Annotated in this window: 14 protein-coding genes and 2 pseudogenes; 7 read left to right on the forward strand and 9 right to left on the reverse strand. The window is 70.6% G+C overall.

Features of this window, described 5'->3' with window-relative positions; genetic code table 11:
* The first annotated feature begins 53 nt into the window (after positions 1-53).
* The 3 genes from QSK31_RS24270 (at position 54) to QSK31_RS24280 (ending at position 5,430) form a co-directional block, all read left to right on the forward strand.
* The gene (locus QSK31_RS24270) at positions 54-2,543 is read left to right on the forward strand and encodes an NPCBM/NEW2 domain-containing protein (protein ID WP_285686594.1); all 2,490 of its coding nucleotides are present in this window, start codon (positions 54-56) and stop codon (positions 2,541-2,543) included.
* A 92-nt stretch (positions 2,544-2,635) separates the two neighbouring features.
* Entirely contained in the window at positions 2,636-3,817 is a 1,182-nt protein-coding gene (locus tag QSK31_RS24275; RefSeq protein WP_285686595.1) for an EAL and HDOD domain-containing protein, read from the forward strand.
* Positions 3,814-5,430, forward strand: coding sequence for a tetratricopeptide repeat-containing diguanylate cyclase (locus QSK31_RS24280; RefSeq protein WP_285686596.1), 1,617 nt, complete (start codon positions 3,814-3,816; stop codon positions 5,428-5,430). Before QSK31_RS24275 ends, QSK31_RS24280 begins: the two co-directional genes overlap by 4 nt.
* A 31-nt stretch (positions 5,431-5,461) precedes the next feature.
* Here QSK31_RS24280 and QSK31_RS24285 read toward each other — a convergent pair whose 3' ends face one another.
* From QSK31_RS24285 to QSK31_RS24295, 3 genes are all read right to left on the reverse strand, one after another.
* Positions 5,462-6,097 carry a hypothetical protein gene (locus QSK31_RS24285; protein ID WP_285686597.1) on the reverse strand — a complete coding sequence of 212 codons (636 nt, stop codon included), beginning with the start codon at positions 6,095-6,097 and terminating at the stop codon, positions 5,462-5,464.
* Between the two features lie 86 nt (positions 6,098-6,183).
* Entirely contained in the window at positions 6,184-8,661 is a 2,478-nt protein-coding gene (locus QSK31_RS24290) for a M14 family zinc carboxypeptidase (protein ID WP_285686598.1), read from the reverse strand.
* Positions 8,662-8,692: 31 nt separating this feature from the next.
* A complete protein-coding gene (locus QSK31_RS24295; protein WP_285686599.1) occupies positions 8,693-10,954 on the reverse strand; it encodes a putative bifunctional diguanylate cyclase/phosphodiesterase in 2,262 nt (753 codons plus the stop codon).
* 67 nt (positions 10,955-11,021) lie between these two features.
* Here QSK31_RS24295 and QSK31_RS24300 point away from each other — a divergent pair, with 67 nt between their 5' ends.
* Positions 11,022-11,813: a cyclase family protein gene (locus tag QSK31_RS24300; RefSeq protein WP_285686600.1), complete on the forward strand. Its 792-nt coding sequence runs from the start codon at positions 11,022-11,024 to the stop codon at positions 11,811-11,813.
* A gap of 3 nt (positions 11,814-11,816) precedes the next feature.
* On the opposite strand, the gene QSK31_RS24305 is transcribed toward QSK31_RS24300, so the two are convergent.
* Complete coding sequence (locus tag QSK31_RS24305) at positions 11,817-12,683, reverse strand: UbiA family prenyltransferase (RefSeq protein ID WP_285686601.1); 867 nt, start codon at positions 12,681-12,683, stop codon at positions 11,817-11,819.
* Between the two features lie 89 nt (positions 12,684-12,772).
* On the opposite strand from QSK31_RS24305, the pseudogene QSK31_RS48865 reads away from it, so the two are divergent.
* From QSK31_RS48865 to QSK31_RS24315, 3 genes and pseudogenes are all read left to right on the forward strand, one after another.
* A pseudogene (locus QSK31_RS48865) lies at positions 12,773-12,898 on the forward strand (hypothetical protein); the annotation flags it as partial.
* A 201-nt stretch (positions 12,899-13,099) separates the two neighbouring features.
* A pseudogene (locus QSK31_RS24310) lies at positions 13,100-13,402 on the forward strand (DUF1905 domain-containing protein); the annotation flags it as partial.
* On the forward strand, positions 13,395-14,063 hold the full coding sequence (locus QSK31_RS24315) for a nucleotidyltransferase domain-containing protein (protein WP_285686603.1): 669 nt from the start codon (positions 13,395-13,397) through the stop codon (positions 14,061-14,063). The pseudogene QSK31_RS24310 and the gene QSK31_RS24315, both read left to right, overlap by 8 nt.
* A gap of 750 nt (positions 14,064-14,813) precedes the next feature.
* On the opposite strand, the gene QSK31_RS24320 is transcribed toward QSK31_RS24315, so the two are convergent.
* The 5 genes from QSK31_RS24320 to QSK31_RS24340 form a co-directional block, all read right to left on the reverse strand.
* Positions 14,814-16,091 carry a tyrosine-type recombinase/integrase gene (locus QSK31_RS24320; protein WP_285686604.1) on the reverse strand — a complete coding sequence of 426 codons (1,278 nt, stop codon included), beginning with the start codon at positions 16,089-16,091 and terminating at the stop codon, positions 14,814-14,816.
* Positions 16,091-16,282: a helix-turn-helix transcriptional regulator gene (locus tag QSK31_RS24325; RefSeq protein ID WP_285686605.1), complete on the reverse strand. Its 192-nt coding sequence runs from the start codon at positions 16,280-16,282 to the stop codon at positions 16,091-16,093. Before QSK31_RS24325 ends, QSK31_RS24320 begins: the two co-directional genes overlap by 1 nt.
* Before the next feature lie 249 nt (positions 16,283-16,531).
* Complete coding sequence (locus QSK31_RS24330; RefSeq protein ID WP_285686606.1) at positions 16,532-18,109, reverse strand: replication initiator; 1,578 nt, start codon at positions 18,107-18,109, stop codon at positions 16,532-16,534.
* Positions 18,109-19,032, reverse strand: a complete 924-nt coding sequence (locus QSK31_RS48870) for a hypothetical protein (RefSeq protein WP_352244481.1) — start codon at positions 19,030-19,032, stop codon at positions 18,109-18,111. Before QSK31_RS48870 ends, QSK31_RS24330 begins: the two co-directional genes overlap by 1 nt.
* A complete protein-coding gene (locus QSK31_RS24340) occupies positions 19,029-19,220 on the reverse strand; it encodes a hypothetical protein (RefSeq protein ID WP_285686607.1) in 192 nt (63 codons plus the stop codon). Before QSK31_RS24340 ends, QSK31_RS48870 begins: the two co-directional genes overlap by 4 nt.
* Positions 19,221-19,229: the final 9 nt, after the last annotated feature.

Here is a 19,229-nt window from a genome sequence, read left to right on the forward strand (position 1 = left end):
CGTTGGAGGCTTTTCCTGTGCACGTGCTGCTGACCGCCGCCCTTCTCCTCCCCATGACCTCCGTTCCAGCAGCAACACCACACGATTGGGAGATCGGGGCGGCACGGCTCACCCTCGACAGCGGACGGCTGAGCTTCGGCGTCGGCCCGCTCGCCCCCGCGCCGATCGGCATCCGCACGACGGCGGCCGACCTCAGCAGCGGCCTCACCTTCACCAAGCGCACCAACCGCACGGTGCGTGAGAAGTACACGATGACCACGGGCAAGCAGCTCAAGCGCGACACCACGCTGCGCGAGTCGGCCTTCGACTTCACCGGCGCGGGCGGCGCGAAACTCCAGGTGGTCGTGCGGGTCTCGGCCGAGGGCGCGGCTTACCGGTACGTGCTGCCGGACGGCGGCACGGTCACCGGCGAGGCCTCCTCCTGGAGCATCCCCCCGGACGCGAGCGCATGGCTGCTGCCGTACTCCCCCAACTACGAGGAGACCCGGATCCAGACGACGGCCGGGGCCGCACCCGCCGCGGACTACGGATACCCGTCGCTGTTCCGGATCGGCGACACCTACGCCATGCTCAGCGAGTCCGACGTGGACGGCCGCTACGACGGCAGCCGGCTCACGCACGCGGGCGGTGGCTCGTACCAGATCAGGCTGGCCGACCCGACGATCACCGCGACCGGACCGCTGAGCACCCCGTGGCGGGTCGCCGTCGTCGGCGACCTCGCCACCATCACCGAGAGCACCCTCACCGACGACCTGGCCCCACCCTCCAAGATCAACGACCTTTCCTGGGTACGCCCGGGCGTCGTCGCGTGGTCCTGGCTCTCCGAGCACTCCAGCCCCGCCGACCCCGTGCGCCAGAAGCAGTACATCGACTTCGCCGCCCGTAACCGCTGGCCCTACGTGCTGATCGACGAGGGCTGGAACGCGTCCTGGGTGCCCGAGGTGGTCCGCTACGCGCGGGCCCGTGGTGTCGATGTGCTGCTGTGGTTCCACTGGACCGCGCTCGACACCGAGCAGGAACGCGACACCATGCTGCCGCTGGTCAAGTCGTGGGGCGTGGCCGGCGTGAAGATCGACTTCATGGATTCGGACAGCCAGGCCCGGTTCCGCTGGTACGACGAGATCCTGCCGGCCACCGCCGCGCGGCAGCTGATGGTCAACTTCCACGGCGCCACGATCCCGCGCGGCATCCAGCGCACCTGGCCGCACGTGATGACGCTGGAGGCGGTCCGCGGCGCCGAGCAGTTCCGCACCCGCGCGGCGACCAACACGATCTTCCCGTTCACCCGCAACGTGACCGGCGGCATGGACTACACGCCGGTCACCTGGGCGGTCACCGACCGGGACACGACGGACGCGCACGAGGTGGCGCTCGCCGTGGTCTACGAGTCCGGCTGGCAGCACCTCGCGGACCGGCCCGAGACGTACGAGGCCCACCCCGAGGCCTTGCGCACACTGAGCCAGATCCCGACCGTGTGGGACGAGACGCGGCTGCTGTCCGGCTCACCCGGCGCTTCGACCGTGCTGGCGCGGCGATCCGGAGACCGTTGGTGGGTCGCGGGGATCTCCGCCGAGCCCGCACGGGGCGAGCCGGTCGATCTCGGCTTCCTGCAACCCGGCCGCTGGCTCGCCGAGACGCTGCGGGACGGCGACCACGGGCTGATCCGGGAGAGCCGCATCGTCCGGCGGACCGACACGCTGACCGTTCCACTCGCCACCAACGGCGGTTTCGTGACGGCGCTGTGCCCGTACACCGGGTCGGCGACCTGTGACCGAGCCATCGAGCAGGTGCCCGCGACGGTCCTGACCGTCGACCCGGCCACCGCCGAGGCACGCCCGGGCGACACGATCGACGTCGAGGCGACCTTCACCCTCCCGGCCGGCGGCCCGATCGCCGACGTCCGCCTCGGCCCGCCGGGCCAGGAGCCGGTGACCGCGGCCCGGCTGCGCGGCGGCCAGTCGCTCACCGGCTCGTGGCGGCTCGTGGTGCCGGCCGGCACCACCGGGACGATCGAGCTGCCGATCGTGGCGACCTACCGCTGGAAGGGCGAGACCGTGCACGTCGAGCAGGTGGTGCGGGTGTTCGTGCCGCCGCCCGCCCCGGCCGGCGACGCGTGGGTCAGCGACCTGCCGTTCCTGTCCGAGTCCAACGGCTACGGCCCGGTGGAACGCGACCTCTCGAACGGCGAGCAGTCGGCCGGCGACGGCAACCCGATCACCCTGCGCGGCACGGCGTACCCGAAAGGTCTGGGCACGCACGCGCCCGCCGAGGTCACGGTCTGGCTGGGCGGGGCCTGCACGTCGTTCTCGGCGCTGGCCGGCATCGACGACGAGGTGACCTCGCCGGGATCGGCCGGCTTCGAGGTGCTCGGCGACGGCCGCCCGCTCGCGAGCACCGGTGTCCTGCGCAGCGCCGACCCGGCCCGGCCGGTCACCGCCGACGTCACCGGCGTCCGCATCCTCACGCTGCGGGTCACCGACGGCGGCGACAACAAGAACTTCGACCACGCCGACTGGGCGGAGGCACGCGTCACCTGCGCCTGAAAATCCTCAGGAAGGGCGGGGTCGCGTCGATCTGACGCTTCGTGATCCCCCCGCCCGTACCCTCGCTGATCCCCGGCACCCGACTGGTGCACGTGGCTCGCCAGCCCATCTTCGATGCGGCTGGTGACGTCGTGGCGTACGAGCTGCTGTTCCGCGGCCGGATGGACGCCGTCGACGCCGAGCGGCGGGACGCCTACGCGACCAGCCAGGTGATCCTCAACGCGTTCGCCGAGTTCGGCGTGGACGAGGTGGTCGGCGACCGCACCTGCTTCATCAACGTGACCCGGGAGTTCCTGGTCGGCGAGCTCACGCTGCCGTTCGGGCCGGAGGGCGTGGTGCTGGAGGTGCTGGAGACCATCGAGGTGGACGACGAGGTGGTGGCCGGCGTGACCGCGCTCGCCGAGGCCGGCTACGAGATCGCGCTGGACGACTTCGAGCTCGGGACCGCCCACGAGCGGCTGCTCCCGCTGGCCTCGTACGTGAAACTCGATCTGCTGAAGTCCGGCGCCGAGCTGGACGAGGTCGTCCACCGCTGCCGTGCCTACCCCGGGATCGTGCTGGTCGCCGAGGGTCTGGAGACCGGTGAGCAGCTCGCGCTGACCAACCGCCACGGTATCGAGCTGCGGCAGGGCTACGTGCTCAGCCGCCCGCAGGTGCTCACCGCGACCGCGCTGACCCCGTCCCGGATGCGCAGCCTGCAGCTGATGGGCGAGCTCAGCACCACCGACGGCGACCTGGACAAGGTGCTGGAGATCGTCGCCGGCGATCCGGCGCTGACCCTGCGGCTGCTGCGCGCCACCAACTCGGCCGCGGTGGGAATCCCGGGCCGGGTGTCCTCGGTGCGGCAGGCGGTGGTCCTGGTGGGTCTTTCCCAGGTACGCCGCTGGGCGATGCTGATGGCCGTCGAGGAGGCCGCCGATGTCAACGGTGTGCAGCTGGCCGAAGCCCTGACCAAGGCGCGTCTGTGCGAGAACATCGCCCCGTCGTTCCGGGTGAGCCCGGACGCCGCGTTCATGGCCGGCCTGATCGCCGCCGTGGCCGGGCTGCTCGGCACCACGCCCGCCGCGCTCGCCCGCCAGCTGCCGCTGAGCCTGGAGATCGACAGCGCGCTGAGCCGCGGCGCCGGCCCGCTCGGCCAGGTGTTGCGGGTGGTCAACGCGTACGAGCACGGCGACCTGACCGAGGCGGCCACCGCCTACCGCGGCGACGACCTGGTCGGCAGCGTGATGGCCGCGATGCGCTGGTCGACGCTGACCCTGGGAGCGGCGCTGTGACCGCCGCCGCGGTTGCCTCGTCCGGGGGGCTCGGGTTCTCCGCGCCGTCCGAAGGACCAGGCATCGGTGACAGCACTGAGCGGGAGATCCTGCTCAAGGCCGTCACCGAGCTCGAGCTGCGACCCGTGTCCGCGGTGCGCACGCTGGCCGAGCCGGCGACCGCGATCCGCGCCCGTGCCGAGGAGCTCGGCGAGACCGAGATCGCCCAGCGCGCCCGCCTGCTCGTGATGAGCGCGCGGCTGCGCGAGGGCAAGATCGTGGAGAGCGGCCGCGAGGCGCACCAGGTGCTCGCCTGGGCGCAGCAGCACGGCCGCTCCTACCTGGTCGCCCGCGCGCACCAGGAACTCAGCATGTTCTACCGCCTGGTCGGCGACCTGGCCTCCGCGCACACGCACGGCATGGAGTGCGTCTCCAACCTGCCCGACGACGCGCCGCCGAACATCCTGGCCCGGCACCTGCTGCGGATGGCCGTGGCGGTGGACGAGAACGGCCACCACGCCGAGGGCGACCGCCGGTTCCAGGAGGCTCTGGAGCTGGCCACCGCGGTCGGCGACGGCGAGCTGATCGCGCACATCCTCAACAACATGGCCTACACCGAGTACGAGCGGGAGAACGAGGAACGCGCCCTCCAGCTGGTGCAGCGGATGCGCGACATCGAGGCGAAGAGCTCGTTCTCGTTCAGCGCCGGCCAGCTCGACACGATCGCCCGCATCGAGATGATGGCCGGCGACTACGACCGTGCGACGCGCACGTTGCAGGCGGTGCTGGACCCGGCGTCGGCGGTGGCCGGCAACGAGGGCGACGCGTACGCCACCTGCCTGCTCACCCTGGCCCTCGCGCTGCGGCTGGGCGGCCGGTACGCCGAGGCCCAGGAGGCGCTGAACGGCTGCCTGAAGCAGTCGGACGAGCGCAGCCTGCGCCGGATCCGGGCGATGGCCCGCGAGGAGCAGGCCGCCCTGTACTCGGCGATCGGCGAGTTCGAGAAGGCGTACGAGGAGCACCGCGAGTTCCACGCCGAGATGAACGCGCTGCACTCACTGGACCGGGAGGCCCGGGCGCACGCGTTGCAGGCGGTCTACGACGCGGAGGAGGCCCGCCGGGTCGGCGAGCACTTCCGCGAGATGGCTCACCGGGACGCCCTGACCGGCCTCTACAACCGCCGGTACGTGAACGAGCGGATGCCGGCGCTGCTCGGCGAGGTGGCCTTCGACGGCACCCCGCTGTCGCTGGCGCTGATCGACCTGGACCACTTCAAGCGGGTCAACGACACGCTCTCGCACAACACCGGCGACACCGTGCTCCAGCACCTCGGCCAGCTGCTGAACGAGGCGGCCTCGGGCCGGGAGATCGTGGCCCGGATGGGCGGCGAGGAGTTCGTGCTGATCTTCCCGGGCATGGACACGGCCGAGGCGGAGCGGCGCTGCGAGCGTCTGCGCCGGCGGATCGCCGAGTACGCCTGGCCGGCGATCACCGGGACGCTGCCGGTGACGGCCAGCATCGGCATCACGACCGTGTTCGACGGGGAACTCTCCCCGTCGGCCGTGTTGTCCCGTGCCGACCGCAACCTCTACGCCGCGAAGCACAGAGGCCGTAACCGCGTCGTCGCTGACTGAACCTGGACGCGGTCACGGCCTCCGGTGCGAACTAAGGCTTGACCGGCAGGGTCTGGCCGGCGAGCAGCCGCTTGCCGCCCTCGACCTTGGCGTCGTAGGGGGTCGGCTTCTTCCACAGCTTCGCCAGCTTCGCGGCGTCGTCGTAGTCGTAGCCCTCCTCGAAGAACTTTGCGACCTGCTTCGACTCGGCGTCGCTCTGCTCGACGGGCGGGGAGCCGGGCTTGACCGGCAGCTTCTCGCCGTCCAGCAGTTTCTGCCCGGCGATGGCCTTGACCTGGATGAGCTCCTTGTCCTCCATCTTCCAGAGCTTGGCCAGCTTCCTGCCCTCGTTCAGGTCGTATCCGGAGGCGAAGTACTTGTCGAGCGCCTTCTCCTGCTTGTCGGAGATGCCCGGGCCCTGGTTCGGCCGCTGCGGCGCGGGCTCGGCCGGGGCGCTGCTCGCCGGTGCGGCGGCCGGCACGACGGCTAGCCCGCCGCTGCCGGCGGAGACGGCCTCGTCCTGGGAGAACAGGCCCGGCAACACCGTGAAGGCGCCGGTGATGACGACGGCGCCGAGCATGGCGCCGGCCGCGGTCTGCGCGATGAGGCGCTTGCGGCGGGACTTCGACTGCTCGGCGGACACCAGGGCGTCGCCAAGTTCGATCGTGGCGGGATTCTCGTTGGTCACATCAGCAAGGACGCGACAGCGCTCGGTTCTGTGCACTCCCGGGGAGAAAATCTTGCCGGACGATTGTCTCCCCGGGAGCGGACCCGTTAGCCTGCGGTCCAGTACAGCGCCCGAGCGACCTGGGCGTACAGGCCCTTGGGGTGGGCGCGGAAGAGCGGCTCGGTGCCGAACAGCACCGCCCGGCCGCCGCGGGCCGTGGCCCCGGAGATCACCGACGCCTGCCCGGCCGCCTCGGTGGAGGACGGCAGCCAGTGCCCGGCCACCAGCGGGGTCGCGGCGTAACGCTGCTCGACCGTGAACCCGGTGCCGGTGAACCACAGCGGCGAGTAGACGAACGAGTGCTGCAGCGAGCCCGCGCCCACCACCGGGCCGGTGTTCTCCACCGCCACGACGCCGTTCGCGTCGCCGCGCCCGGCCACCGCGGTCGCCGGGAGCAGGCCGGCCGCCGCGTTGAACGCCGCACCGGTCGCGCCCCGGGTGACCACGCCGCCGCGGGCCAGCAGCTCGTCGACCTCGGCCCTGCCGGTCGCGTTCAGGGCCGCGTACGACAGCCCCGACGAGACGACGAGGGTGTCCACATCAGACAGGTCGGCACCGGCGTTGAGCAGGGCCGTCGACACGGTCCGCGGCTCGAAGCCCATGTCCCGCAACACGAACAGCTCGTCGGCGCTCACCGCGGCCGCGATGGTGGGCTTGGTGAGCGGGCTGCCGCCGGTGCCTCGCGGCGCGGCTGCGAAGCGTACGCCGAACCGGTCTGCCACCACCGTGGCCGCATCGCGCGCCGCGGCCGGGACCACCACCGTGGCCGCGTCGGTCTGCCGCACCGCGACGCCCAGGTCGAGCAGCGTGTTGACCGCGCGCACGTCGCTGCCGTCCCGCACGGAGAGCAGCAGGTCGCGCGACCCACCGGGCACGTGACCGGTCGGACCGGCCGCGACCACCGGCCGGGTGCTGACGCGCGGCGCGGCGGTCCGGCTGATGTCCACCCGCGCGCCCCAGAGCAGCCGGTGGCTCCAGCCCGAGATGTCGTACATCTGCGGCACCAGCTGGGAGATGTCCCGGCCGGCCTCGAGCAGCACGTTGGCCAGCCCGCGCTTGGGCTGATGCATGTCGACGAGGTAGGCGCCGCGCGAGTAGGAACGCCCGGCCAGGGTGAAGTCGTGCGTCGCCCGGGTCACCCGCACGTCGTTGGCGACCAGATGGTCGACCAGCCGGGCGGACGCGGGGCCGTCGTCCGGGATCACGTAGGCGCGCGGGAACGTCGTCGAGTAGCGGTCCTCCGGTCCGAAGCCCTCCACGTAGCCGTCCGGGATCTCCGGCGACGGCTCGCCCGCCCAGCCACGGCGGAACTGCTCGATCTGGTCGGCAAGGAGGCTCTTTCTGGAACCGTCGGCGTACGAGATCGCCGCGGTGATCGTCGCCGCCGCCACGTCGGTGTTCACGGCCGACCGGCGGCGCAGCTCCTCGACCGGCAGCGAGTCGTAGACGCCCCGGTTGACCTGCCACGGGATCTCCACGGTGTGGCCGACGGCGCCCTGGTAGATCGCGTACATCGGGGTGAAGATCGGCGGCCAGTCGTCCCAGTCACCGGGCGCGTAGTCGCGGAACGGGATGTCGGCGCGGGCCGTCTCCGGGTAGCCGAGCCGCCCGATCGCGGCCTCCATGCCGAGCGCGTTCGGCAGCGCGTGCTTGATGTAGAGGTCGTATTCGTAGTTCTGCCCGTGCGGCGGCGTGGCCGGCTCGATCAGCGTGGTGCCGGTGTAGCCGTGCTCGTCCAGCATGACGAACGGCTGCGTGCCGATCACCACGTCGCGGACCGCCCGCGACTCGGGCTGGGCGCCGGTGGCGTGGTCGCGGTTGATGTCGAAGCCCGCGCCGTTGGCGCGGGTGCCGGCGATGCGGCCGTCCGGGTTGTTGGTCACGGTCACATACACGCGGGTACGCGCGAGCAGCCGTGCCGTGGCCGCGTCGGTCGCACCGGCCAGCCGCTCGATGACCCGCAGCGCGCCGTCGGTGCCCTCCCACTCGTCACCGTGGATGTTCGCGTTGATCCAGATCGGAGTCTTGTAACCGGTTCGCAGAGACGCGTCCCGCTTCGCGGCCCTGGGGTCGTCCTCGATGAGCGCCCGCCATCGGTCCTGCCTCGCGGCCTGGGCGGCGGTCTCCGGCGCGGTCACGGTCACCAGGTAGAGGTCGCGTCCCAGCGCGGAATGGCCGATGACCTCGGCGGACACCCGGTCGGAGGAGGCCTGCAGCGCGTTCAGCCTCGGCGCGATCCCATGGTAGGGAACGAGTCCCAGCTTGATCGACTTGTCGGCGGGGTTGTCGGGGTAAACGGAAAGAACGTTCTTTCTCGGGTAGCCCGTGTTCGCGGGCGCGATCTTGAAGGCGTCCGCGGTCTGCTCGATCGGCGGGAAGGCCGCGGCGACACCATTGCGCTCCGGGCCGTTGCCGAAGTCGCGAGTGGAGTTGTCGTCATCGGGTGCGGCCTGCACGGGATTACCGAGCAGACCCATCGTCAACAGTGCGGCAGCGAAGCCGGTGAGGGTGCGCTTGAGGTCCACGAGCCGACCCTACGCAAAGACGACCGTGAATTTAAGGCGTCGTGGCAGCTCGCAGCCGCTGCTCCAGCACCTCGCCGGGCAGCGGCCGGAAGTAGTGGAAGCCCTGTCCGACCCCGCAGCCCATCCCCCGCAACGCCGTCGCCTGCGCCTCGGTCTCGATGCCCTCGGCCACCACGACCAGCCCGAATGCGGCGCCCAGCCGGACCACCGCGGCGGCCACCTCACGCGCCTGCTCGTCGTCGGCGAGCCCGGTGATGAACGAGCGGTCGATCTTCAGCACGCTCACCGGCAGCCGGCGCAGGTAGGACAGGGCGGCGTACCCGGTGCCGAAGTCGTCCACCGCGAACCGCACGCCCATGTCCCGCAGCGTCTCCAGCCGGGCCACGGTCAGCGCGTCCGGCTCCAGCACCACACTCTCGGTCAGCTCCAGCACCAGGTGGTCCGGCGGGAACCCGGTCTCCTCCAGGATCTCCCGGATCACCTCGACCAGCCGGGCCTGCACCACCTGGCGCGGCGACAGGTTGACGCTGAGCAGCAGATGCTCGGCTGACGGGATCGCGGCGCGCCACCGGGCCGCCTCCTGGCACGCGGCGCGCAGCACCCACTCGCCCAGCGGCACGATCGCCCCGGTCTCCTCGGCCAGGTCGATGAACTCGCCCGGGAAGAGCAGCCCCCGGGTGGGGTGCTGCCAGCGGACCAGCGCCTCCACCGCGATCGGGCGGCCGGTGTCCAGGCGTACCGCCGGTTGGAAGTTGACCACCAGCTCGTCGTCGCGGATCGCCCGGCGCAGCTCGGCGTCCCGGGACCGGGTGTCCAGCTCGGCCGAGTAGACCGTGCAGCCGCCCGACCGCTTCGCCGCCGCGGTGGCGGTCTCCGCGTGGTGCAGCAGCAGCTCGCCGCCGGTCGCGTCGCCGTCCCGCACCGCCAGCCCGATGCTCGCCTCGACGGCCAGGAGCTGATCACCGAAGATCACCGGGGTACGCAGCGCGTCCGACAGCCGCTCGGCGATGGCGAGCGCGGCGCGCGTGGTCGGCAGATTGTTGATGATCACGGCGAACTCGTCGCCGCCCAGCCGCCCGGCGGTGTCCCCGGCCCGGATCATTCCCCGCAGCGCGGTCGCCACGGCCAGCAGGACCGCGTCGCCGGCGTCGTGGCCGTACGTGTCATTGATCGGTTTGAACCGCACCAGGTCGATCACCAGCACCGCGGTGTGTTTGCCGTCCCGCAGCGGCTGGTTGCTGAGCTGGGCCAGCCGCTCGGTGATCAGGGTGCGGTTGGCCAGACCGGTCAGGCTGTCCGTGACGGCCAGGTCGCGGTTCTCCCGCATCGAGTGCATCTGGCGGGCCACCACCAGGAAGGTGAGCAGCACCGCGCCGACGATCATCCCGCCCAGCGTGTTGTCCGAGACCCGGCCGGCCAGGGCCGCCAGCATCGCGTACGCGAGGCCGACCCCGGCGTACGGCAGCCAGCTCACCACCGAGCGCGACGTGCGCATGGCCGGCTCCGGCTCGACAGCCTCCCGGTGGGCGTGCCACGCGGCCAGCACCATCAGGTAGTACCCGGTCGCCCAGGCGAGGTGCGACCAGTTCGCGCCCTCGTACCCACCCTTCAGCGCCGACCAGGTGTACGCGGTGTCGCCCATCACCTGGAGAACCACCGCCCCGGCGAGCAGGCCCAGGGATCGGGGCCGCCGCCGGCCCGGTCGCCGGAGCACCGCCGCGGCGACGGCCAGCACGAGCAGCACATCCCCGACCGGCATCGCGGCCGAGTAGAGGAAGGGGAGCCCGGTGCCCTCGGTCGCCAGGAGCGGGCCGAGCGCCAGGTACCAGAGCACCATGAAGGCGCTGACCCCGACGATCAGAGCGTCCAGCATCAGCCGGACCCGATCCTGGTGGCTGCGCTCCGCCCCCGGCATCATCAGCAGGCCGGCGAGCATGAACGGGATGAAGGCCAGGAACCAGTAGTCGGCGAAGGCCGGGAAGGCGTCCCGGTGCAGCACCACGCTCTCGACGAACCAGGACACGTTGGCGATCAACTGGCAGAGCATCGCCCCGAGGATCACGCGCCACGCCCGCCGGGTGGCGGGATCCTGCTCCGGCTGCCGGGCGACCCGTATGCCGAAGACGGTCAGGGTGATCGACACCGGCAGGTTGATCCCCGCGGCGAGGGTGTCCCGCAACGGCGGGGAGCCCCAGCCGCCCAGATGGAAGACCAGGTAGACGGCAAGTAGCGCGCCGCAGCCGACAACAGCGCTCGCGGCCAGGCGGTCCGCCCGGAACCATCCGAACCTCACGTCTCACTCTTCGGCGACTGTTCGCGGTTCTTGAGCCGCAAGCCGGTCCAATGGGATGCTACTTACCATGTGCACCGAGAAGTCTTCCCAGCTCACCCGCCGTGCGGCGGTCTTCGGAGCGGCCGCGGCCGTGACCACTGCGGCGCTGGGGACGGACGCGGCCTCCGCTTCCGCGCGCCACACCGCGCTGCTGGGCCGTCGCCTCCAGGACCTCACGTACCCGTACACCACTTCCTTCCCCGCGTTCGAGCCGGACGAGGCGCCGCGGCGGGAGACGTTCACGTCGATCGAGGACGACGGCTACTACATGCAGGAGTGGCGGATCATCGAGCACACCGGCACGCACGTCGACGCGCCGGGCCACTTCATCGCCGGCGGGCGCCTCTCCACCGAGCTGCCGTTGTCCGAGCTGATCACCCCCGCGGTGGTCGTCGACATCGCGGCCCGGGCGGCGCGCGAGCCGGACACGACGGTCACCGTCGACGACCTTCAGCGGTACGAGCGGCGCCACGGCCGCATCCCCGACGGCGCGGCGGTGCTCATGCACTCCGGCTGGGGCGCCAAGACCGGCGATGCGACGGCGTACCGCTCGCATTTCCCGGGTTTCTCGGTCGAGGCGTGCGAGTGGCTGCTCCGCAAGCGCCGCATCCGCTCCCTGGGCGTGGACACGCTGAGCATCGACCCGGCGCCGTCGGAGACCTTCGACACCCACCTGGCCCTGCTGGGCGCCGACCGCTACGGCCTGGAAAACCTCGCCAACCTGCACCGCGTCCCGCCGTCGGGCGCCACGATCGTGGTCGGCCTGATGCCCTACGAGCAGGGCTCCGGCGGTCAGGCCCGCATCTTCGCTACCTGGTGACGCTCAACCGGCTATGACACTCAGGAGAAAGTCGGTGGCCGGCACGGCGAAGACGATCACGACGCCGGCCATCCGCGGGATCGACGGCCGGTGCGCCAGCACGGCGTAGGACAGCACCACCACCGGCGCCATCCCCCACTGCACGGCCGTCGCCCACCCGTTCACCGCGCAGAATCCCAGCCACAGCGCGGTCGCCGCCGCCCACATCGCCAGCCCCGCCGCGTAACACCGCTCCGCCCGCCACCGCACCGCCGAGGTCACCGTCCCCGCCGCCCGATCGGCCGCGACGTCGATCACCGTCGTCGGCAGATAGAGGGCCGCGGCCAGCAACAACCCCAAGATCAACATCATGCTGGGGTACGCCGTGACGGGCCGGTGCAGAGCCCATCCCGCGACGGGCGCCAGCACCCCGACCACGAGCGCGTTCACCACGACGTCCGCGCCCGCCCGAGCCTTCAGCCGCAGTGGCGGTACGCTGTAGACCCACCCGAGCCCCAGCACCAGCACCGCCCCGGCCAGGAAGACCGGCCCGAGCACCGCCGCCACGCCGAGCGTGGCGGCGGCACTCCCCCGGTGCCAGCGCCGCAGCAGTTCCGGGCTGAGCGCTCCCGTGACCAGCGGCGCCGTGGCCTTGCGCGGATTGATCCGGTCGCTGGGCAGGTCGTACAGATCGTTCTGTGCCAGCACGGCCGTCCAGACCAGCGGCCCGAGCAGCAAGGCGAGCCCGCCGGCCCGGGCCGGCGGCACCAGCTGCCCGCTGCCCAGCACCGACCCGAGGAACGCCCCACCCCAGCCCAACGGCCAGAACCAGGGCCGCGCCAGCCGGACCAGCGCTCCCGCCGTCGTCTCCCGCGCGGCAACAACCACCATGCGTTCGACGCTAGGAGCCGGGCGGCCCCGGGAACTCCCGCGCGAGCGCGAACCGGCTCCCCCTCACGAGGGACCCGCGTGACCTCGATGCCCTCGTCGCGACCTTCGCCGACGACTTCACCCGCCCATGGCCCGCCCATCCGGCCCGCTCGTTCGACGGCCCCGAACAGGTCCGCCGCAACTGGGCGTCCGTCTTCGCCCAGTTCCCGGAGATCCGCATCTCGCCTTTGGCAGGATCTGTCCGGCCACGAGGACGGCCTCGACCGCCTGCACGTCCCCGACGGCCACGGCGGCCGCACACTCTTCGACAAGGACGTCCTGACCCTCGGCGACGTGCGCGTGGTCGTCTTCACCGAGCCGCCGCTACGAGGATTTACTCCGGGGCGGGCGGAGGACGCCCGTGGGAAGCTGGCTCGGTGATCGTGGAGTTCGAGTCGGAGCTGTGGGTGTGGGAGGCGCGGCGGGATGACAGCTGGACGTTTGTCAGCCTGCCCGTGGACGAGTCGGAGGAGATCCGGGAGCTGGTCGGCGGGCTGACGCGCGGCTTCGGGTCGGTGCGGGTGCGGGCGGCCATCGGCGGCAGCACCTGGCGTACGTCGATCTTCCCGGACGCCGGCCGCAAGTGTTACGTGCTGCCGGTGAAGAGGGCGATCCGCAAGTCTGAGCGGCTCGACCCGGGCGACACCACCCAGATCATGGTCGAGACGATCGATGTTTGACGAGATCGTCGCGGAGATCGCCGCGGACCCTCTGGTGGTGGGCATCGTGCTGACCGGCTCGCATGCCCGTGGCACCGCTACCGCGCACTCCGACATCGACCTGTGCGTGGTGACCACCGGGGAGCGGCCGCGCAAGCGGACCCGCCACGTCGACGAGTTCGCGTGCACCCCGGCGCGGCTCGCCGACACCAGCGACATCTGGGGGCGGTACGCCTTCCGCGGCGCCAGGATCCTGCTCGACCACGGCGGCGTCCAGGAGCTGGTGGACAAGCAGGCCACGCCGACCGCCGAGGAGGCCCGGCGCTGGTCGCGGGAGGGACTGGACGGGTACGCCAACTTCCTCTACCGCGCGGCGAAGAGCCGGCGGGACGGGCACGTCACCGCGGCCGCCCTGGACGAGGCCGAGAGTGTCTCCTGGCTGCTCCTGACGATCTTCGCGCTGCACGGGCGGGTGCGGCCGTACAACAAGTATCTGCGCTGGGAGCTGGAGACCTTTCCGCTGGGCGAGCCGTGGGCCGACCTGCCGGAGCGTGCGCTGCGCGAGCCGGCCGCGCTCTTCCCGCATGTGGAACGCCTGGCCCGCGAGCGGGGGCACGGTGACGTCCTCGACGAGTGGGGCGACGATCTGCAGCTGATGCGTCAGCCGCCCGGGCCGGCCTGATACGCGAGCCGACGATGCTCAGCACCGGCCGCACCGATCCGAAGAAACCCGGCCCGATGGCAAGTCGCAGTTTCATACCGCCGACACTAGGAAACCCGGCCCGCCCCCGAATCCCGCAGATGTCGGCAACCGCCGCCAACATCCGACGTAAGGATCTCCGTTCGAAGAAGGCCTGCGTCGAGCAGGGCAAGGCACACGCCGCGCCGGTGATGGACGGCGACGAGGCGTGACGGAGCTGCCGATCACCGGCGCGCTCGACCTCATCCCGCGGGTCGGCGGCGAGCCGGCGGCGAGCGGGCCGAGAGCTATCCCCACAACCTGACCGACCAGACCAAGAAGGTGTCGTCATCGTTCCTGTACAACGGCACCCGACGGCTCTACGAGCGGCTCGGCTTCACCTATGACCGGCCCAAGGGGTCGGTAGAACCGCGTCATGGTGAAGACGGTCGAGCCCGCCTAAGTCCCGACAAGGTCGTCGACCGTGATGATGTTGGTTGCCGTCATCCTGGCGATGTACCGGGTGATGAGCCGGTGCGAGCCGGTGAGGATGAGGGTTCCACCGCCGTGTACGCCACTGCACCGGGCAGGTGCAGGAGTCCGGTGCGCTGAAAGTCGCTGAGCTGATCATCGGTGAGCATGGGACCTCCGATGCCGTCTCGACGTTCTCCCCATGGTGAAGCAAACGGGTCGGATCGGCGTGGGCATTTCGGTCCCGTGGAGCGCGACGGACGAGTCGGCCTGTACGCCGGACTATGTGCCCCGTGTCGGGGTTGAGCTGCGGAAACGGCGGTGAATCACCCTGTTAGGGCGTCGCCAGGGCGTGGGAGCCCTTTTGGTTGCCCCGAACAGGGCGTCGATCGCTGCGCGGGTGCGTTCCTCGCTGGCCGGCATCAGGTGCGTGTAGGTCCTCAGGGTGAAGCCGGGGTCAGCGTGGCCGAGGTACGCGGCGAGTGCCTTGACTGTTTCGCCCGCGTCCAGCAGGGCGGAGGCGTAGAAGTGACGTAGCGCGTGCATTCCGGCCGCGCGGCTCCTCTCGATGCCAGCCCGCGCGACTGCGGGGTGCCAGATGTCAGGGTTGAAGTCGCTCCGGTTGATAGCGTTGTTTCGCGTCGTGGTGAATAGCAGATTTGCGGTAATTCGCGTCCTCGATCCCGGATCTTCCCAGGGCAGGGTCACCGTGATGGGCGGGACCTCGTCGATGTGTTTCGCCAGTCTTTCTGCCACGGCGTCCGACAGCGGCACCCGGCGTTCCTTGTTGTTCTTAGGTAGGCCGTAGACGAGACGGGAGCGCACCCGTTTTACCTGTCTGCGAACGTGCAGCCAGCCGCCGATTAGGTCGAGGTCTTCCACGGCCAGGCCGAAGATTTCCCCCTGTCGTAGCCCGCACCCGCTACCGAGGTCGACGATCGGCTGATAGCGGTTGGGGATGGACTCGCGGATGGTGCGGACTTGTTCCCACGTCCAGGGCACGATCTTCCGTTCGTCCGGCCGGGGACGGTCGACCGATTTCGCGGAGCACGGATTCTTGGCGATACGTTCGTCGTCGACGGCCGCGCCGAGAATCGATCGCAGATGCGCGAAGGTGACTGCCCGTGTCGCTGCGGCGATGAGGTTGACCAGCTGGGCGTCCCACTCTCGGATATGCCCCGGCTTAATTCCTGATAGTTGTCGATGGCCGAAGAAGGGGTACAGGTGCCGACGAACTCTGATTTCGACGCTCTCGCGGGTGGAGGCGTCAAAGCGCCGGGTGCGGAGCCATTGTTCGGCGAAGTCGCGGAACAGGATTCGGCCGGCGGCAGGGTCGATATAGGTGCCGCGTAGCTTGTCCGACTCGATCGAGATGAGGAAGTCCTCGGCGGCACTCTTGGCCCGGTCGGGAAACGACTTCTTGCGTTCCCGGCCCGTGGTGGGGTCGATGTAGCGGACCCGGTAGCGCTTGCCGATGCCGTGCAAGGCTGTCTTCACGCGGGTGGTTTTGCGTCCTGGGCCGGGGACGGTGTTGTACCAGCGGTCTTCGATGTGGGCCATCAGGCCGCCGACCGTTGCTGGTCGCGGAACCACTGGCGAACGTCGTCAGGGTCATAGCGGAGGTGTTTGCCGACGCGGCCAGCAGGTGGTCCGTACTTGCGTTTCCTCCAGGCGTAGAGGGTCTGGACGGGAACGCCGAGGTAGTCAGCGACCTGGTGTACCTCCCAGAGCGCTTCGTCTGAATTGGGCATGGTTCTCCTTGGGACTCACTGTTATGTACACGCGGATCTCTCCGGCGTGACGTGCGGAATGTGTGCTGCTGCGGATGGTCACGGTGTCGCCGAGGCAGTCCGTGATCCGGGCGATCAGGTGCGACAGTCGCGGCCGGGCCGATGAGCCGGACCGCGAGCAAGGGTCGAACGGTGGGCACGGTGAGCTCCTTCGAGTTCGGATAAAGGCACTGTGGAGTTGTCAAAGAACGCGGTTTTGACACGTACGTGTCAAGCGGCGGCAGGGAGGGCGGGCGCGGCGGCGGCGAAGTCGTCCTCGGCTGCCTCGCGGGCGGCCTGGTCGCGGCGGCGGGCGGCGTCGGCGGCGGAGTTGGCGAGCAGAGCGTCACCCGTGCTGATCCAGCCGGTGGCGTGATAGCCGAGCCGGGTGACGACCAGGTCGGCCTGGTCGTCGTCCCAAAGTTGCGGGAAGCCCTGGGTGCGTCGCCAGATGGTGCGTTGCATGCGCAGGAAGCCGTAGGTGACGGAGAAGCCCCGGCTTTTGGTGGTGATGTGGCCGCCGCAGCCGAACATGTGGGCGTAGCGGCGCAGTCGGTGCCAACCGTCGGCGGTCCCGAGGTTCCAGCAGGCACGGATGAGCCGGCCGACGTGGGTGTCCGGGGTGGCGTGCAGCTCGATGGTGAGTTCGTCGATGCGGCGGAAGATCTGACCGGTGGCCTCGGTGCTCTTGGTGACGTACTTAGCGAGGTAGCCGGTCAGTTTGGCGAGGTTGTCGTCACCACCGGGCGCGTTGATGTGTTTGAGGTCGAGGCCGTGCTGGCCCCACGCGATGTGCCAGCCGTTGCCGCCGTTGGCCGGGTGCGGGGCGCTGATGCAGCTGGTTTTGCGGAAGGCGGTTTCCAGGACGGAGGCGACCATGGCGCGGGTGACGATCTGGTCGGGTGGGACGATCGCGCCGGGGCAGTCGGGGTGATAGCCGTCGAACCGGATCGCGGCGTGGTAGTGCAGAGCGCCGCGTGCTTGTAGTTCGTAGACCTTGACGTAGCGGCGGCGCAGGGTGACTCCGAGGCGCTTGCCGAGTCGTTGTAGTTCGCGGTCGGCTTCCTGGATGGTGCGTCGCCACAGTTCGGGTGCTTCGTGGTTCCACACGACCTGGGCATCGTGGTCGTAGCAGTCCAGGCACAGCGGCTGGCCGAGGGCGGGATCGGTGGCCTTGTGCCGGGCGGTGCACTGCGTCGGCTGGCCGTGCTCGCAGGGTTTGCCGAACGGGTGGCAGGGGTTCGGCCGGCAGGTGCAGGTGTCCTTGGTCCGGCAGTCGGCAGCGTGGGTTTTGACGACGCGGTGGTGGACCTGCCCGAAGCTGGGGGCGGTGGCGGTGAGGAACACGGCGAGGTGCTGGCCGAGTGGCGGCAGGCCCCATCGGTCGCCGCGGAGTCCGGCGGCGATCAGGTGGTAGGTGTCGCGGCGGTAGACCTCGGCGCAGGACGGGCAGACGGCGGCGCGGCGGTTTCCGCAGGGGGTGTAGATGGCGCCGTCGGGCATGTCGGCGGTGTCGATGGTGTGCAGGAGTGTGCCGTCGGGGTTGTTGACGTCGATCTGCCCGGTGAGCCGGATCGGGTGGCGGCAGGCGGCGGCGGCCTGGACGTGGCCGAGCCAGTCGCCGAAGTCGCCGGAGCGGACCCGGGCGCGGGCGGCGGCGACCTCGGCGGTGTCGAAACCCAGCTCGGTGTCCGGGTGCGCGGTACGGGGTGCGGTGGGGGTGGCCCAGGGCCAGAATTTCTCGGCGTTCTCCCCCGTGCCCACAACCGTGGTGGTTGTGGACGCGAGAGGCAGCGACGAGCTGCTCATTAGGCGTTGGCTCCTGCCATGGTGCTGCCGTTGCGGGCGGTGGTGTCTGCCTGCTTGGGCGGGTTGGTTTCGAGGTAGAGAAGGATCGCTTCGGCGGTTGCGGTGTCGACGCGCAGCCGCACAGCCATCTTGTTGGTGCTGATCGGTTCGCCGGTGCTGTCGAGGTGCGAGGCCGCGATCGCGCGGGCGTTGTCCAGCAGCGCTTGCGGGTATCGCGGAGCGTCCTCAGCGGGCGCCGGGGCGGGTGCCGCTTCCGGTACGGCCGGGGTGGGCGTCGCCTGCTCCGGTGCGGTCTTCTTCGCGGGCGGTCGGTTGCTCGGTGTCTTCTTCGCCGCCGCCGTCTTCTTGGCGGGGGTGGCCCTGGTCGTGGATGCGGCAGCCGGGCGGGCCTTCGCGCGCGTTTCGCCGGAGGGGCTGGCGGGCGAGGCGGCCGGCTTTGTGGCCGCGACCGGTTTGGTGGTGGGCCGAGGTGCGGTGGCGGTTGCGGTGAAGACGAGCTTGGACAGTCCGAGGAAGGCCAGCGCCGGGAGGGCGGAGACCACCCAGCCGGACAGGCCGGGCTTGGCCACGGCGAGCTGTGCGGTCAGCGAGAACAGGACAGCGCCGATGAGCAGTGCCATCGGGTATCCGACCTTCGCGTTCTGCTTGTCACGGCGGCGTCGGCGGCCGATCTCGATGATGGCTGCGGTCGGGATGAGTTCGGAGATGACCGCGTTGGCCCAGCCGAACCATTCGTCGGTTCCTGCGGGGCTGTTGTCGAGGGTCCACTCTTTGACGTGGTTGAACGAGGCAGCTCCGGCCATGAGGCCGACGAACAGGACGATGACGACCAGGACCGCTGCTTGTCCGGTGTCCGCCGTGAAGCGGCGGCGCGGCGCGGGTCGGGTGGTCTTCTTGGTGGGCGCGGGTGCGGTCGTCATCATGACCGCCGCTCGCGGCTGGTCCAGTGGGCCGGGTCGATGTGGATGCCTCTGGCGGCCAGGATCTCTAGGGCGTGGGCGCGGTCGCGGGCCCCGTGCACGGTGATCCGGCGACTGACGAAGCGCTCGGTTGTGGTCACCTTCCGAGTGGTGACGTCGGTGGTTTTGGCAGCCTGCTTGTCGTTCGGCATGGAAGGTCT

Source organism: Actinoplanes sp. NBRC 103695 (genome assembly GCF_030269485.1).
Lineage (GTDB): Bacteria > Actinomycetota > Actinomycetes > Mycobacteriales > Micromonosporaceae > Actinoplanes.

Bases quoted from the DNA above. Each gene is read 5' to 3' on its own strand.
- QSK31_RS24270 (WP_285686594.1), top strand. From the start codon at position 54: ATGACCTCCGTTCCAGCAGCAACACCACACGATTGGGAGATCGGGGCG.
- QSK31_RS24300 (WP_285686600.1), top strand. From the start codon at position 11,022: ATGTGCACCGAGAAGTCTTCCCAGCTCACCCGCCGTGCGGCGGTCTTC.
- QSK31_RS24305 (WP_285686601.1), bottom strand. From the start codon at position 12,683: ATGGTGGTTGTTGCCGCGCGGGAGACGACGGCGGGAGCGCTGGTCCGG.
- QSK31_RS24315 (WP_285686603.1), top strand. From the start codon at position 13,395: ATGTTTGACGAGATCGTCGCGGAGATCGCCGCGGACCCTCTGGTGGTG.
- QSK31_RS24320 (WP_285686604.1), bottom strand. From the start codon at position 16,091: ATGGCCCACATCGAAGACCGCTGGTACAACACCGTCCCCGGCCCAGGA.
- QSK31_RS24325 (WP_285686605.1), bottom strand. From the start codon at position 16,282: ATGCCCAATTCAGACGAAGCGCTCTGGGAGGTACACCAGGTCGCTGAC.
- QSK31_RS24330 (WP_285686606.1), bottom strand. From the start codon at position 18,109: ATGAGCAGCTCGTCGCTGCCTCTCGCGTCCACAACCACCACGGTTGTG.
- QSK31_RS48870 (WP_352244481.1), bottom strand. From the start codon at position 19,032: ATGATGACGACCGCACCCGCGCCCACCAAGAAGACCACCCGACCCGCG.
- QSK31_RS24340 (WP_285686607.1), bottom strand. From the start codon at position 19,220: ATGCCGAACGACAAGCAGGCTGCCAAAACCACCGACGTCACCACTCGG.